The 15,670-nt window shown below is 65.5% G+C and carries 13 protein-coding genes and 1 pseudogene; 3 read left to right on the forward strand and 11 right to left on the reverse strand.

The window, feature by feature from the left end:
* Positions 1-19: 19 nt before the first annotated feature.
* The 11 genes from AB4Z09_RS24895 to AB4Z09_RS24945 all read right to left on the reverse strand — a co-directional run bounded on the left by AB4Z09_RS24895 (position 20) and on the right by AB4Z09_RS24945 (position 11,496).
* Positions 20-811: a hypothetical protein gene (locus tag AB4Z09_RS24895; protein WP_429520038.1), complete on the reverse strand. Its 792-nt coding sequence runs from the start codon at positions 809-811 to the stop codon at positions 20-22.
* Positions 778-2,190 (reverse strand): MCE family protein, encoded by a 1,413-nt coding sequence (locus AB4Z09_RS24900; RefSeq protein ID WP_442240905.1) that lies wholly within the window; start codon positions 2,188-2,190, stop codon positions 778-780. The genes AB4Z09_RS24895 and AB4Z09_RS24900 overlap by 34 nt, the downstream gene beginning before the upstream one ends.
* A complete protein-coding gene (locus tag AB4Z09_RS24905) occupies positions 2,187-3,410 on the reverse strand; it encodes an MCE family protein (RefSeq protein WP_429520036.1) in 1,224 nt (407 codons plus the stop codon). Before AB4Z09_RS24905 ends, AB4Z09_RS24900 begins: the two co-directional genes overlap by 4 nt.
* Positions 3,407-4,711 carry an MCE family protein gene (locus tag AB4Z09_RS24910; protein WP_429520035.1) on the reverse strand — a complete coding sequence of 435 codons (1,305 nt, stop codon included), beginning with the start codon at positions 4,709-4,711 and terminating at the stop codon, positions 3,407-3,409. The genes AB4Z09_RS24905 and AB4Z09_RS24910 overlap by 4 nt, the downstream gene beginning before the upstream one ends.
* Positions 4,708-5,760 carry an MCE family protein gene (locus AB4Z09_RS24915; RefSeq protein ID WP_442240906.1) on the reverse strand — a complete coding sequence of 351 codons (1,053 nt, stop codon included), beginning with the start codon at positions 5,758-5,760 and terminating at the stop codon, positions 4,708-4,710. Before AB4Z09_RS24915 ends, AB4Z09_RS24910 begins: the two co-directional genes overlap by 4 nt.
* Positions 5,747-6,781, reverse strand: a complete 1,035-nt coding sequence (locus AB4Z09_RS24920) for an MCE family protein (RefSeq protein ID WP_429520033.1) — start codon at positions 6,779-6,781, stop codon at positions 5,747-5,749. Before AB4Z09_RS24920 ends, AB4Z09_RS24915 begins: the two co-directional genes overlap by 14 nt.
* Positions 6,781-7,962, reverse strand: a complete 1,182-nt coding sequence (locus AB4Z09_RS24925) for an MCE family protein (RefSeq protein WP_442240907.1) — start codon at positions 7,960-7,962, stop codon at positions 6,781-6,783. The genes AB4Z09_RS24920 and AB4Z09_RS24925 overlap by 1 nt, the downstream gene beginning before the upstream one ends.
* A gap of 8 nt (positions 7,963-7,970) precedes the next feature.
* Positions 7,971-8,822, reverse strand: a complete 852-nt coding sequence (locus tag AB4Z09_RS24930) for an MlaE family ABC transporter permease (RefSeq protein WP_442240908.1) — start codon at positions 8,820-8,822, stop codon at positions 7,971-7,973.
* A gap of 20 nt (positions 8,823-8,842) precedes the next feature.
* The gene (locus AB4Z09_RS24935; protein WP_114720517.1) at positions 8,843-9,607 is read right to left on the reverse strand and encodes an MlaE family ABC transporter permease; all 765 of its coding nucleotides are present in this window, start codon (positions 9,605-9,607) and stop codon (positions 8,843-8,845) included.
* Positions 9,608-10,277: 670 nt separating this feature from the next.
* The gene (locus tag AB4Z09_RS24940) at positions 10,278-11,189 is read right to left on the reverse strand and encodes a 3-oxoacyl-ACP reductase (RefSeq protein WP_442240909.1); all 912 of its coding nucleotides are present in this window, start codon (positions 11,187-11,189) and stop codon (positions 10,278-10,280) included.
* Between the two features lie 118 nt (positions 11,190-11,307).
* Positions 11,308-11,496: a ferredoxin gene (locus AB4Z09_RS24945; RefSeq protein ID WP_114720967.1), complete on the reverse strand. Its 189-nt coding sequence runs from the start codon at positions 11,494-11,496 to the stop codon at positions 11,308-11,310.
* 276 nt (positions 11,497-11,772) lie between these two features.
* Between AB4Z09_RS24945 and AB4Z09_RS24950 the strand changes: the two genes are divergently transcribed.
* The 3 genes and pseudogenes from AB4Z09_RS24950 to AB4Z09_RS24960 all read left to right on the forward strand — a co-directional run.
* Positions 11,773-12,954 (forward strand): acyl-CoA dehydrogenase family protein, encoded by a 1,182-nt coding sequence (locus AB4Z09_RS24950; RefSeq protein ID WP_429520029.1) that lies wholly within the window; start codon positions 11,773-11,775, stop codon positions 12,952-12,954.
* Positions 12,955-12,968: 14 nt separating this feature from the next.
* A complete protein-coding gene (locus AB4Z09_RS24955) occupies positions 12,969-14,090 on the forward strand; it encodes an acyl-CoA dehydrogenase family protein (RefSeq protein ID WP_442240910.1) in 1,122 nt (373 codons plus the stop codon).
* Positions 14,091-14,227: 137 nt separating this feature from the next.
* Positions 14,228-15,652, forward strand: a pseudogene (locus tag AB4Z09_RS24960) (long-chain-fatty-acid--CoA ligase); the annotation flags it as partial.
* Between the last annotated feature and the right edge of the window lie 18 nt (positions 15,653-15,670).

Raw genomic sequence — 15,670 nt, forward strand, 5'->3', positions numbered from 1 at the left:
TTCTCAACACTCTTGTCGGTCACGGCACGAACTCCACTTTCGAAGCGGTCAACGTCCCGTCGTTGTCGGTCACCGTGACTCGCATCCGGAAGTCACGCGTACCGTTCTGCGCTCCGTCGGGGGTAGTCACATCGGCGCGCGCGGACACGAGAACCTTTGCAGTGTCCTCGCTGTCGCTCTCGATTCCGGACGCGACGATCCGGCCCACCGTGGTCACGCCGGCTTCCTTCACGATGCTGACGAACGGGTCCTCGCGGCCATCGAACTCGGACTTGAACTCGCCGCTCGCCCCCGCCAGGATCTTCTCGACGTCTTCCTTGGCAGTCTCCGGCTTGATCGTCGTGAGATTGAGGACCGTCTGCTGAGCGGTTCCCATGAAGGCTTCTCGCCGGGCGTCACGATCATTGGCGGCCATCCGCTCGAACACCAACCACCCACCGACCCCGAGAAGCGCCACGATCACCAAGCCCACAGCGATCATGGCCGCCAGCGCACCGCGGCTCCGACCGGGTTCGGTCGAGGCGACCGGGTTCCGATCGTCCGACGCAGCCTCCCCCGCCGGACCCGAGAGGTTTGCCGCCTCGGTGTCCGCGGAGGATTCCGTCGCCGAGGCATCCACGACCGGCGTCCGGGCCTTCTCCAACGTGATAATGCCTGTGGGGCCGGTACCCGAGTCGGCAGACTGTACGTTCTTCACCGACTGTGCGCCGTCGCCGTTCGCCGGTCCCGCACTTCGACTGGCACGCCGACGTGTCGGCCGCTTGTACTCGTCGGGTGTCAGCCCTGCTGACGTGTCATCATCGTCTGCCACGTCGTGTCCTCTCTCGGTGTTCCTCCCGCAAGCCCCGGCTGCGAGTACAGCAGGCCGTCGGGCCCGACGTACTTGCCCGTCGTCGGGTCGTAGGGGCGCGCTGTGGCAGGCACATTCGCGCTCCCGACGCTCGCCGGAGCCGTCGTGTACGAGGGTACAGACGGATCCTGCGGCGGCCCACTGGGCGGGTTGTTGCCCAGCGGAACGTATCCAGCTGCGCTACGGCACTCCTCGGGCGAAGCGGCCCGCTTGTCCGGGAACTCCATGCACGGGTAGTTGCGCGCACCGCGAACCACACTCGGGTCGTCCTGGGCCACCTTGCAGAAGAGGTCCGACGGCGTGGGAGGCGTCGTCCTCTCGTTCGGTGCACGCCACTGGTCGGCCGGGAGGAAGCCCGTGGTGCACGGCGGCGGATCGTTCACCTGCAGCGCGAAGTTCACGATCGCGCCGTCGTCGATCGGCCCGTTCATCGCCATGGTCAGCAGCGACGCCACCAGCGGCGGATAGATCACGAGCACCTGCTCGATGCTCTTGTGGTAGATGGTGGAGACCTCACCGACGCTCACCAGATTGGCGAGCAGCAGCGGCAGGGTCGGCTTCAGCTCCTGGAACAGGGCATTGGCCTCGGTCGCGGCGTTCGGCGTCTGCGCCAGCACACTTCGAATCTGGGGATCGCTGGCGCGCAACTGGTTCGAGAAGGTCACCAGGTTCTGTGTCCACGCACGGATCGCGTCGCTCGTGACCACTTGCGTGTCAAGCAGGCCCTCGGCCTGTTCGATCAGTGTCTTGGTGGCGTCCGAGTTGGCGTTGGCCTCCTGGACGAACAGGCGCGCCGAGTCGATGAGCCGCTGCAGGTCCGGGCCGGCGCCGTTGAACGCCTTGAACGACTCGTCGACGACGGTGCGCAACTGGGTGTTCGAGATACTCTGGACGAGAGTGTTCGCCTGGTCGAGCATCACGCCGACGTCCTGCGGAATGCTCGTGCGGTCCACGGGAATCACGTCCCCGTCGGTGAGGTACGGCTCCGAATCTGTGCGCGGAATCAGGTCGACGTACTGCTCACCGACCGCGGACACGCTCTTGACCGCCGCGTCGAGGTCCGCGGGGATGTCGTAGCTGCTGCTGATGGACAGCTTCGCGTCCACACCGTCCTCGGTGAGCACGACGTCGTCGACCTTGCCGATATTGGTGCCGCGGAACGCGACGTTGGCGTTGACGTACAGCCCACCGCTCGAGGGCAGCTGCACGGTCACGCGGTTCTGCCCGATGCCGAACAGCGCGGGCAGTTGCACGTACTGGGTGCCCATCACGACCAGACCGATGACGGTCAGGATCGAGAAGATCACCAACTGAATGCGGACGAACCTCGAGAGCATCATGGCGTCGGCGCTCCTAGTTGCGGAAGGCCAGGAATCTGCAGCGACGGAATATCGTCCGCCGTCGCAGGTTTGGGCTGGGGCTGGATCAGATCAGGCTTCTTCGGCTCGGGGATCTTGAGCGGATCGTTGGTCTGGCCGGCAGTGCCCGCCAACGTCCCGAGCGCGCCCTCGACACCTGCGAGTGTCGGCCCCAAACCCGTCGAGTCGATGAAGTTGCTGGTCAGGCGCTCGTTGGTCAGATCGATCATCATGTTGAGGTTCGCGTAGTCACCCTGGAACACCTGATCCATGTATTTCATCGTGAACGGGAAGGTCAGCATCAGCGACAGCACCTCGGTCAGGTTGTTACCCGTGCTGGCGAGCTGCTCCAGAAGCGGTGACAGCGAAGCAAGATTCGCCTTCAGATCGTCGCCGCTCTCGTTGATGACCCGCGTCGCGGTGTCACTGAAGTTACCCAGCGCCACAAGCGCATTCGTCAGGTTCTGACGCTGCGCCACCAGCACCTCGAGGGCAGGCGGAATCCCGTCGAGAGCGCGGTTCAGCGTGTCGGTCTGCTGGTTCACCGTGCCGGCCAGTCGATCGATCCCTTCCATGGCGGAGATGATCTGCGTGCGCTGATCGTCGAGACTGCCCACAAGCTGATCGAGTTGCGGTAGGAGGTCTCTGATCGAATCCTCGCGCCCGCCGAGGGCCGCGTTGAGTTCCCGGGTGATGTCGTTGATCTGCGCCAGGCCACCGCCATTGAGCACGACCGACAGGGACGACAGCGTCTGCTCCGTCGTGGGGTATGCGCCCGCTCGCTCGAGCGGGATGACGTCCCCGTCCTTCAGGGTTCCCTGCGGGGCGATGCCCACCGGGGGCAACAACTCGAGGTGCTGCGAACCGAGCAGGCTGGTCTGCCCGATCTTCGCCGTCGTGTTGGCCGGCAACTGCACATCCTTGTTGAGCGACACCGTGACGAGGGCGTGCCAGTCCTGTACCTCGATGCCGGTGACCGCGCCGACCGTCACGTCGTTCACCCGAACCGGTGAGTTCTGCGACATAGTCGTCACGTTCGGCATCTGAACCTGCACGGTGTACGAGTCGTCTCCTCGGCCTTCGGTGCCCGGCAACGGAACCGAGTTGAGACCGTTCCACTCGCAGCCTGTCACGGCCAGCGTGAGGGTGAGGGCGATGGCCGACGTGGCCAGCACTCGGGTTCGCTTACGGTTCCCGGTCATCGCCCACCTCCCGGATTGAGCAGTTCGCTGAGGTCCTTGGGCACCTGGACCGACGGCATAGTGAAGAGCGGCGCAATCTCGGAGGAGGACGGTCCCGACGGCGCCCGCGCCGGCACCTGGCCGGCGAGACTCGGCGGGCTGAACTCGATCTGCTCTGGCAGCGCACCCTGGGAATCCGCTACACGCGTCAGGATCGCCGGGTAGTTCGTCGTGATCGAGTTGAGCACCGGGCCGAGGAACTGAGCACAAAGGTCTGCCGATCGATCCGAATCATTGGTTTCGAGCCCCGCGATGAGACCACAGACCATATTGATCGGGTTCCTTGCGTTGCTCGCGGCAATAACACCGTTCACCGATCCCTGCTTGGGGGTGTAGATGTCCTTGAAGTTCGCCAGGGCGTTCGGTGCGACATGCAGAATCTGCTCGAGCTGCGGGCGCTTCTCGACGAGCACCGAGGTCGCGTCCGCCAACCGGCCGACCTGCTCGGTGAGTGAGGCGCGGTTCTCGGTGACGAAGCGGTTCACGTCGCCGATCGCGACGTCGAGATCCTGCAGCGCCGTGCCGAGTTCGTCACTGGTGTCGGCCAGCAGCGACGACACGGACTGCAGGCGTCCGCCGAACTGCACGATCTGCTGGTTGCTCGACGCGAGTGCCGACACGAACACCTGCAGGTTGCGGATCGTCGCGAACAGATCGGTTCGCCCGTCGGACAGGGTCTTCATCGTGTCGGACAGCTCGCGCAGTGTGCTGCGCAGTGCATCACCGTTGCCGTCGAGATTGTCCCCGACGGTGTCGATGAAGTTGCCGAGCGAGCCCTGATCGGCACCGCCCTGTGGACCGAGTGCGTCCGACAGCTTCGTCAGCTCCGTCTTGATCTCGTCCCACTCCACCGGAACAGCGGTGCGCTCCATCGGAATCTCAGCACCGTTTGCCATCGCCTCTCCCCCGGTGTACACCGGGGTGAGCTGCACGAACCGCGCAGCGACGAGGCTGGGCGCGATGATGACCGCCTTGGCGTCGGCCGGGATGTCCACCGAGCGATCGACGTTCATGACGACCGTCGCGCCGGTTCCGGTGGGGTCGATGCTCTCGATCGAGCCCACCGTCACACCGAGCACTCGAACGTCGTCGCCGGCGTACAAGCCTGTGGTGGAGGGGAACTGCGCCGTGATGGTGGTCTTTCCGAGCCCGGGGAACAGGTAGATCACCCCGGCCACGAGAAGGGCAACCACGACGACGGCAGCACCACCGATCGTCAGCCACTTCTTCCTGGTACTTGTCTGCTGCTGTTCGTCGCTCATCGGTTCGGATCCTTGAGCTCGGTCGTCAATGGCGGGAGCTGGGCGAGGTCCTGCGGCACATGCTCGGGCCACAACAGTTGATCGACCGCAGTCTGCGTGAGCGCGCTGACGCTGAAGTTCGCGACATACGCCATGAAGAACGGGCCACTGCCGACAGCCTCGCCCAGCGAACGCGCGTACGGCGCCAGACCCTCGAGCGCCTGGCCGATGTTGTCCTTGTTGTTCTGCAGGTTCGCGACGACCGCGTTGAGCTTGTCGAGCGTCGGCTTCATCTGCTGCTCGTTGTCCTGAACCAGACCGGTGAGCTGCTGCGAGACGGCCGAGACGTTCGTGATCAGCTCACTGATCGCGTTGCGGCGACGGTCGAGTTCGCCGAGCAACTGGTTGCCGTCGAGGATCAGCGTGTTGATCTGGTCGCTGCGGTCCGCAAGGATCTTCGTCACGCCCTCGGCCCGGCCCAGCAGGTCCTTCAGGGACTCGTCTCGCGAGTTGATGCTCTGGGACAGGCGAGTGACGCCGTCGAGCGCGGCGCGCAATTCGGGCGGGGTGTCGGAGAGCGTCTCCGACACCGCGTTGAGCGACTCGTTGAGCTGGTTCGTGTCGAGATCCGAGACGGTCGAGGTGAGGTCCCCGAGCGCATCGTTGAGCGAGTACGGAGAGTTGGTGCGCTCCAACGGAATGGTGCTGCCGACCTTCATGACGTCCTCGCCCTCGGAGGTCACTTGAAGCGACTTGCGTCCGAGGATCGTGTTGGTCTTGATGTCGGCGCCCGAACTGCCGCCGAGGCGAATACCCTCGTTCATCGAGAAGGCGACCCGCACTTCGGCACCGTCGAGTTCGATACTCTCCACCTTGCCGACGTTGACGCCGGCGAGGGTCACGAAGTCGTCGGGCATAAGCCCGCCCGCGTCCTCGAACAGCGCCTCGTAGCGCACGTTGCCGAACAGGAACGGCAGTCTGTCGTACTGCAGTCCAGCCAACACCAGGCACGCCGAGACAGCGACACCGATGATGCCGATGCGCGTGAAATTCCGCTCACCCTTGGCCATCGAATGCACACCTCCCCGTTGTCTGAAGCGGTGTGGTCGGCAGGTCCACCCGCAGCTCCTTCCCGTCGGGCCCGGAGAACTTGAACGCCACTTCGCACGTATAGAACTGGAAGAACGCGCCGTATGAACCCGTGCGGATCAGCTTCCGGTACGCCTCAGGCAACCGCTCGAGCACCCAGTTGATGTCGTCCTGGCCGTTCTGCAGGTTCGTCGCGAGATCGCTCGCGTGGGCGATCGTCGACTGCAGATCCGGACGTGCTCCTTGGAGCAGCTGCGCAAGATCGTCGGTCGCCGTGGCGATCTTCGGGATCGCGGCTCCGATCGGGTCCTTGTCCTGCGCCAAGCCGCTCACCAATTGCTGGAGCTGGTCGATCGTCGACGAGAACTGGTCACCCTTGTCGTTGATGGTCGTCAACGTGGTGTTCAGATTCGTGATGACGTCGCCGATCAACTTGTCCCGGTCGGCGAGCGTCGACGTGAACGAACTGGTGTTGCCGAGCAGCGACACCAGCGTGCCGCCTTGTCCCTGAAGGACGTGCAGCAGCGCGCCACTCAGATCGTTGACCTGCTCAGCGCTGAGTCCCCGGAGAAGCGGCTTGAAGCCACCCAGAAGCAGGTCGAGGTCGAGGGCCGGCGCTGTCTGCGACTCCGGGATGGTCCCGCCCGTGTCGAGCGGCGCCGTCGAGCCCTCGCCCTCGAGCAGTTCGAGGTACCGGTCACCGACGAGGTTCTCGTAGCGGACCGTGGCCCGGGTGCTCTGCACCAGAGGGTATTTCGCATCGACGTCGAACGTCACCTTGGCGAGGTTGTCGGAGTTCACCTCGACGCCCTTGACCGTGCCCACGGGGACACCCGCGATCCGCACCTTCTCCCCGGACTTGAGACCGGACGCGTTGGTGAACACCGCACGGTAGCCGTCGGTGCTGCTGAATCGGGCCTGACTGAATACGATTGCCAGACCGGCGAAGATCAGCACCATGACAGTGGTGAACGCAAGGAACTTGACTGTGGTCGCGCGCATCACTTCTGACCCTCCGCAACCGGGGTTCCGCCGTAGAGCATCTGGAACAGCGTGGGCATGCTCAGGGTCGACTTCGTCGCCGGCATGTACGGGGTGTTCGCGTTGTCCGTCACGACGAACGGCGCGTTGCCGTCACGCCGCGGGTCGAAGTCGGGCAGGCCCCAGCAGCTCGGACCACCCGTGGCGTTGACCTTGGGTAGATCCCTCGGATACGTGTACGGCTCCAGTCCCGCCAGGAAGCTCGAGCTCATCGCGAACCCGGCCTGACCACCGCCCTCGATCTGTTCGGCCATCGGGCGGGCTTTGTTGAGCCCGACGATGAGGCACGAGATGGCCGGCGAATATCCGGACAGCAGAGCCGTGGTCGGCTCCAGCAGCGCAAGCGACCGCGTCAGGTTCGCCTCGTTGTCGGTGAGCAACTGGTTGCCGTTGTTCGCGAGGGCCACAGCGTTCTCCAGCGTCATGCGCAGGTTCTCCCGCTCCTCGACGATGCTGCCGCTGGTCGCGGTCAGATTGCCGAGCAGTGTCATCAGGTCCGGTGTGACGTCGGCGTACGTGTTGGTCACGGTGGCCGCAGCGTCGAGATCCCGCTGCAGTTGCGGCAGAGTCGGATTCATCTTCTTCAGGTACGCATCCGTCTCGCCCAGCAGCTCTCCCAGCTCGTTACCGCGCCCATTGAGCGCCGACGAGATGGCACCGAGCGTCGCGTTGAGCTTCTCCGGCTCGATCTGCTGCAGCAGCGTCGACAGGTTCTGGAACAGCGTGTTGAACTCGACAGTGACGCTCTCGGCGCCGATCACCGAGCCCGGCTGAAGGGACTTGGGCGACGGATCGCTCGGAGTAACGAAGTTGACGTACTTGGCGCCAAACACCGTGGTCGACTTGATCTCGACGGGAGAGTTCGCGGGAATGAGGTGCATCTGCGACGGATCCATGTCGAGCTTGATCCGGGCCTGGCCGTCGACCTCGTCGATCGAAGCCACCCGACCGACTTCGACACCACGGAGTTTGACCTTGGCGTCGGGTTCCATGACCAGGCCTGAGCGTGAGGCTGTCACCGTGACCGGTTCGCTCTTCGTGAATCCACCGACGAACATCGTCAGCGCCACCACGACGATCGCCACGAGGCCGAATACCATCACGGCCGCAGCGAGTTTCGTCTTCCACCTTGCTTCGGGCATCGTCCCCCCTATCCCGAGAGGTTGAAGTTGCCGGACTGGCCATAGATGGCCAGTGAGATCAGCAGGGTCACGGTCACGACGGCGATGAGCGAGGCGCGGACCGCGTTACCGACCGCGACACCGACACCCACCGGTCCACCGCTCGCGTTGAAACCGTAGTAGGTGTGGATGAGCATCACGGCCACGCCCATCACGATCGCCTGCACGAACGACCACAGGATGTCTGTCGGTATGAGGAACGTCGAGAAGTAGTGGTCGTAGACGCCGCCCGACTGCCCGTTGAGCACAACGGTCGCGAACCGGCTCGCCATGAATGACGCGATCACCGCGAGCGAATACAGCGGGACGATCGCGATGATGCCGGCCATCACACGTGTCGACACCAGGTACGGAACCGACGGAATGGCCATCGATTCGAGCGCGTCGATCTCCTCCGAGACGCGCATCGCACCGAGCTGCGCGGTGGAGCCGGCGCCGATGGTGGCGGCCAGGCCGATGCCCGCGATGACCGGGGCGGCGATGCGCACGTTGATGAAAGCGGAGAAGAAGCCGGTGAGGGCCTCGACGCCGATGTTCCCGAGCGAACTGAAGCCCTGGACGGCAATCACACCGCCTGTGAACAGCGTCAGGAAGCCGACGATGACGACGGTGCCGCCAATGACGGCGAGCGCGCCTGTGCCCATGCCGATCTCGGCGATCAGGCGGATTACTTCCCTCCGATAGTGCACCAGCGCGCGCGGCGCCCCCACGAGCGCGCGCCAGAAGAACAGCGCCTGCTCGCCAACCTTGTCCACCGACCGCGACGTTCTTGCGATCCGCCGCCGAGTGCGGACGAAACGCCCCGATGCCACCAGAGCCATCTACTTCACCCCCCTGTCACTCATCCGGACGTCAGCTTGATACCGATGGCGGTGATGAGCACGTTGACCACGAACAGCGCCATGAACGAGAACACGACGGTCTGGTTGACGGCGTCGCCGACGCTCTTGGCGCCGCCCCGGACATTCATCCCGAGATACGCGGCCATGAGACCGGCGATCATTCCGAACAGACCGGCCTTGAGCATCGAGATCATCAACTCGCCGAAGCCGGTGAGGAGGGTGATGCCGTTGACGAAGGCACCCGGATTGACGTCCTGCACGTACACGGAGAAGAGGAAACCGCCGAGAATACCGATGGTGCAGACCAGGCCGTTGAGCAGGAGCGCAACCGCGGTGGAGGCCAGCACTCGCGGCACCACCAGTCGGTGGATCGGATTGATGCCGAGCACGCGCATCGCGTCGATCTCTTCGCGGATGGTTCTCGCTGCGAGGTCCGCACAGATCGCGGTCGCGCCGGCACCGGCAACGATGAGCACCGTGACGATCGGGCCGACCTGCGTGACCGCGCCGAGGGCCGCACCCGCGCCGCTGAGGTCGGCCGCACCGATCTCCCTCAGCAGGATGTTGATCGTGAAGCTCACCAGCACCGTGAACGGGATCGCGACAAGCACGGTCGGAATCATCGACACGCGGGCGACGAACCATGCCTGATCGATGAACTCCCGCCGTTGAAACGGACGCGAAAAGACGGCCTTGAGCGTGTCCGCCGACATCGCGAAGAATCCGCCGGCCGCTCTCAGGGGTACTTCGAGGAGGTCGACCACATCTTCCTCCTCACCAGTACTCGTAACTCGTCGTTGTCGATCGTGTGTGCGCCGATCGCTTCCGCGACGCAGCACATCCCCCAGAGCGCCCGAACAGCACAAACGCCCTGTGATCCAGGTCATATTAACTAGAACGTGTTCACCTGTCAAAGGTCCACCGTGTCCGAGTCTCAGAATTCCACTCGCGGGACCCGAAACCCCGACGCCCGCCATGCCTCGAAGCCGCGGCACCGGACGTTGCACACGGCCGGCCGGGACGCCGAGCGGCCGAACGCCCGGAACGTCGATCCACCCCATAAACGAGCCTGAACAGCGCCTTCGCCGCGGCCGTGAAGGAGACGCCATGGCCATCCGGCGCCACGATCCGACCTCCCGAAATAGCCCGGATCGACAACCCACCCCGATCGCCGCGATCATCCAGAACCGCAATCGACCCCATCCCCGAGCGCCCCGGACCRGCAGGAGCCGACAAAAAAACTGGAACGCGTTCTAGACACCAGTACAGCGTTCTGCGGCGGCATGCCCCCGAAGTACCACTCCCCCGACGCACCGACTCACGTCGCGCGCGTCCGCCCCATCTTCGTCCGCATTCGTCCTGCATGTATCGAAAATCCCGCAATCTCCCGTTACAGGGGAGATTGCGGGACACGGTCGCGAGGAGCGGCCTCGATCAGCCGAGACCCTTCAGCGCCTCGGATGCGGAGAACATGCGTTCGGGATCGCGGTCGTCGAAGTACGCGCCCATCTCGTCCGCGAGATCGGCCGGCGTCCACTGCGCCGCCGCGTCGAACCGCTGTTCCACGACGGGGGCCGCCATCAGCGCGACCATGGGGCCGTAGACGACGAATACCTGACCGTTGACCTTGTCCGCCGCCGGCGACGCCAGGTACGACACGAGCGCGGCAACATGCTCGGGCGACAGCGGATCGATCTCGCCCTCGGGAGCGTTACCGAAGACGGACTCCGTCATCGACGTCCGCGCACGGGGGCAGATGGCATTGGCGCGCACACCGTACCGGGACAGGCCACGCGCTGCCGACAGCGTCAGCGCCGTGATTCCAGCCTTCGCGGCGCCGTAGTTCGGCTGTCCGGCCGGGCCGAGCAGTCCGGCCTCGGATGACGTGTTGATCAACCGGCCGTAGACGGGGGCACCGGCCGCCTTCGACTGGTCCCGCCAGAACGTGGCGGCGTTGCGGGAAAGAAGGAAGTGTCCACGCAGGTGGACCTTGAGGACGAGGTCCCATTCCTCGTCGGACATACCGAACAGCATGCGGTCGCGGACGATGCCCGCGTTGTTGACGACGATGTCGACGCCGCCGAGGCCCTGCGCCGCGGCCATGAGCGCGTCCGCAGTGGACCGCTCGCCGACGTCACCGGCGACGAACTCGACTTTTCCACCGAGAGTGCGGATTTCGTCCAGCGTGGACTCGACCGCGTCGTTGATCCCGAGATCGTTGACGACGACCGCCGCCCCGGACTGTGCCAGGCCGATCGCCTCGGCCCGGCCGAGGCCGGAACCCGAGCCGGTCACGATTGCGACCTTGCCCTCCAGGCTGACCTCGCGACTGTTGACTGCACTCATGAACGCACTCCCGTACCCGTGACGTCGACCGGCCTCGTGCCGATCGGTGCCTCGTCGCTGCGGCTGCCGGCGACGCGGCCAAWGTAGAACGTGTTCTACATTGGCCGCAAGGCTCGGTCTAGTGTTCGGTCAGTGCAGCGCGCGGGCACTGCGCGATCGCGGAACGAACGTCGGCTTCCCTGTCGGCCGGGGGCACGGGTGCCGAGATGATCAACTCCTCGTCGTCATCCAGATCGAAGATGTCGGGAGCGATTCCGACGCACACGCCGTTCGCCTCGCAGCGATCCCTGTCGACCCTGACCTCCATGACCATTCCTCTTTTCACATTCGTTCGAAAGACTCGCGGAAAGCGCGTTGCACCGGGCTGCGGTCCAACGACTTCGGTCATAAGACTAGAACCCGTTTCACTGCTGTGCAATGATTCGGACAACCATCCTCGACGCGGCTGCTGCACGGCTCCGCCTCGGTGACGGACAGCCCGCCGCACGGCCTCGAACACCACGGCCGTGGCCCGCGATCTTTCCAGAAACCGTGCCGAATCCCGCGATTCCGCGCCGTCGATAGCCTGGATTGGAGAAACCAAGTGGATATCACCTACACCGCGGAGCAGCAGAAGCTGCGCGAGGAATTGCGAAGCTACTTCGCGAAATTGATGACTCCGGAACGTCGAGAAGCACTGATGGCGACCACCGGCGAGTACGGCGCGGGAAACGTCTACCGCGAGGTCGTCCAGCAGATGGGCCAGGACGGGTGGCTCACCCTCGGCTGGCCCAAGGAGTACGGCGGCCAGGAGCGGTCCGCGATGGATCAGCTCATCTTCGTCGACGAGGCCGCGATTGCAGGTGCGCCGGTGCCGTTCCTGACGATCAATTCGGTCGCACCGACGATCATGCATTTCGGTACACCCGAACAGAAGGCGTTCTTCCTGCCCAAGATCTCCGCGGGTGAACTGCACTTCGCGATCGGCTACTCCGAGCCGGGCGCCGGCACCGACCTCGCGTCGCTGCGCACGTCCGCGGTCAAGGACGGCGACGACTACATCATCAACGGCCAGAAGATGTGGACGAGCCTCATCCAGTACGCCGACTACGTCTGGCTCGCCTGCCGCACGGATCCGGCCGCGAAGAAGCACCGCGGCATCAGCATGCTGATCGTGCCGACCACCGCAGAGGGATTCTCGTACACGCCGGTCCACACGATGGCCGGGCCCGACACCAGCGCAACCTACTACCAGGACGTCCGCGTGCCGCAGAGCTCGCTGGTCGGCGAGGAGCACGGCGGCTGGAAGCTTGTCACCAACCAGCTCAACCACGAGCGCGTCGCGCTCACGTCGGCCGGCGTGATCATGACCGCGCTGCAGGAAGTGCGCGAGTGGGCACAGAACACCAAGCTGGCCGACGGCCGCCGGGTGATCGACCAGGAATGGGTCCAGATCAATCTGGCTCGGGTGCACGCCAAGACCGAGTACCTCAAGCTCATGAACTGGGAGATCGCGTCGGCCACCGACCACGCTCCCGGCCCCGAGGCCGCGTCCGCCAACAAGGTGTACGGCACCGAGTTCGCCACCGAGGCGTACCGACTGCTGATGGAGATCATGGGCCCGTCCGCCACCATCCGGCAGAACTCGCCCGGCGCCGTCCTGCGCGGCCGGCTCGAGCGGTGGCACCGCTCGGCACTGATCCTCACCTTCGGCGGCGGCACCAACGAGGTCCAGCGCGACATCATCGCCATGACCGCCCTCGGCCAGCCCCACGCCAAGCGATAAGCAAGGACCACACCATGGACTTCTCTCTCACCGAGGCCCAGCAGGACCTGGCAGGTCTCACCAAGGGCATCGTCTCCGACATCGTCACCAACGAGCACCTGCGCGAACTCGACTCCGCGGAGGACCGGTTCGACCGCAAGCTGTGGGACGCGCTCGCGTCGTCCGGCGTGCTCGGCGCAGCACTGCCCGAGTCGGTCGGCGGCGACGACTTCGGCATTCTCGAGCAGTGCAGCATCCTCATCGAACTCGGTCGCGGCGTCGCGCCGGTGCCGTACCTGTCGTCGATCGTGATGGGCGCCGGCGYGATCGCCGAATTCGGTTCTGATGCCCAGCGTGCCGAATGGGGTGCACCCGCGGCCGCAGGATCGAAGATCATCGCTGTCGGGCTCGCCGAGGAGCTCAACGACAACCCCGCGGCGCCAGTCACCCGGGCGAAGCAGACGGCGAACGGGTGGACGCTGAGCGGCACCAAGATCGTCGTCGACGCGGCACCGATCGCGGACCTGATCCTCGTGCCGGCCGCCACCGAGAGCGGCACCGTGCTGCTGATGGTCCAGCCGGGCGACGCGGGTGTCACGATCACGCGCCAGCAGACGACGGACTTCGGCTGCACCGGCATCGTCGAGCTGTCCGACGTCCAGCTGGACGCCGACCGCGTGCTCGGCACCGTCGAGCAGGGCGGCGAGATCGTCGAGTGGATCCTCGACCGCGGCGCAGTGGGCTCGAGCGCCTTCCAGTTCGGCGTCCTCGACCAGGGGCTCAAGATCACTGCCGACTACGCGCGCGAACGCGTCCAGTTCGATCGGCCCATCGGCAGCTTCCAGGCCGTCGCGCAGCGACTCGCCGACGGGTACATCGATGTCAAGGGTGTGCGGTTGACCCTGTGGCAGGCCGCTTTCCGTCTCGCGGAGGGACTGCCGACGGAGGGCGAGATCGAGATCGCGAAGTTCTGGGCCGCGGATGCGGGCCATCGCGTCGCCCACTCCGTCGTGCACATCCACGGCGGCGTCGGTCTCGACGAGGACCATCCGGCGCACCGATACTTCCTGGCCGCGAAGCGCCAGGAGTTCCTGCTCGGCTCCGCGACCGATCAGCTCCGCCGCCTCGGCGCCGTCCTGGCCGCGACTCCGGCGTAAGCACCACGGACACAAGCGGTCCGAAACGAACGACTCGGATCGGTCCCACACAGTGAAATCGGGAAACATGACGGGCGTCACAATCGTCATGATGTGGGAATGACAGCGACTCCCACGGTGGCGGGGGGGGGGGCTCCCTGCTCGGTGCCGCCGCGTTCTCCGGTGCCGTTCTCGCCGGCCTCAACACCACCCGGCGCGGTGAGGCCCTGGCCCGCGACATCGCACTGTCGGACTGCCAGATCGTGTTCACCGAGAACACCCAGGCCCACCTTCTCGACGACATCGACCTCGGCGATGTCCGGGTGATCAACGTGGACTCCCCGGACTGGGCGGAGATCCTGTCCCCCTTCGCGGGCAGCCCCGCAATCCCGCCCACGGCCGCGCCCGACGACCTGTTGATGCTCATCTTCACGTCGGGTACGAGTGGCGATCCGAAAGCCGTGCGGTGCACGCACACCAAGATCGCCGATCCCGGAGTGATGCTCGCGGACCGGTTCGGCCTGTCCAGCGACGACGTCGTCTACATGTCGATGCCGATGTTCCACTCCAACGCGATGATGGCCGCGTGGGCCGTCGCCCTGCGGGGACGGTCGGGTATCGCGATGCGACGCAAGTTCTCCGCGTCCGGCTTCCTGCCGGATGTGCGCCGCTACGGCGTCACGTACGCCAACTATGTCGGCAAGCCGCTGTCGTTCATCGTGGCGACCCCGGAGCACTCCGACGACGCCGACAACACGCTGAAGATCATGTACGGCAACGAGGGTTCCGCGCCGGTGGTCAGGGAGTTCTCGCGTCGCTTCGGGGCGCGCGTGATCGACGGCTTCGGCTCCACCGAGGGCGGCGTGTCCATCTCGGCGCACCCCGACTCCCCGGCGGGCGCCCTCGGGCTCCTTCCGGACAACGTGGAGATCCGCCACCCGGACACCGGCGCCGTCTGCCCGCCTGCAGAATTCGACGCCTCCGGCCGCCTCGTGAACGCCGAGGAGTCGACGGGCGAGATGGTCAACGTTTCCGGCGCGGGCGCGTTCGCCGGCTACTACAAGAATCCCGAGGCGGACGCCGAGCGCCTGCGCGACGGCATGTATTGGAGCGGCGACCTCGCCTACCGCGACGCCGACGGCTTCGTCTACTTCGCCGGACGCAGCTCCGGTTGGCTCCGGGTGGACGGCGAGAACCTGGGCGCCGCACCGATCGAACGGATCCTGGTGCGCTATCCCGGCTTCGCGCAGGTGTCGGTGTACGCGGTACCGGATCGGGAGGTCGGCGACCGCGTGATGGCCGCCGTCATCCCCACCGCGGATGCGGCGGACTTCGATCCGGTCGCCTTCGCCGAGTTCCTGGACGGGCAGCCCGATCTGGGGCCCAAGCAGCGCCCGACCCTGCTGCGGGTGTGCAGCGAGTTCCCGCGCACCGCAACGTTCAAGGTCGTCACCCGCACGCTCAGTGCGGAGCGCTGGCACTGCCCCGAGCCCGTGTGGATCCGTGAGCGCGGCCAGGACGAATTCGCACTCCTCACACCGGAGCTCGCGCTCACGTTGGAGCGTCAGACCGCAGACGCCTAGCTCCGACGAAGAACTGGA

The sequence above is a fragment of the Rhodococcus sp. TAF43 genome, from assembly GCF_052113525.1.
Lineage (GTDB): Bacteria > Actinomycetota > Actinomycetes > Mycobacteriales > Mycobacteriaceae > Prescottella.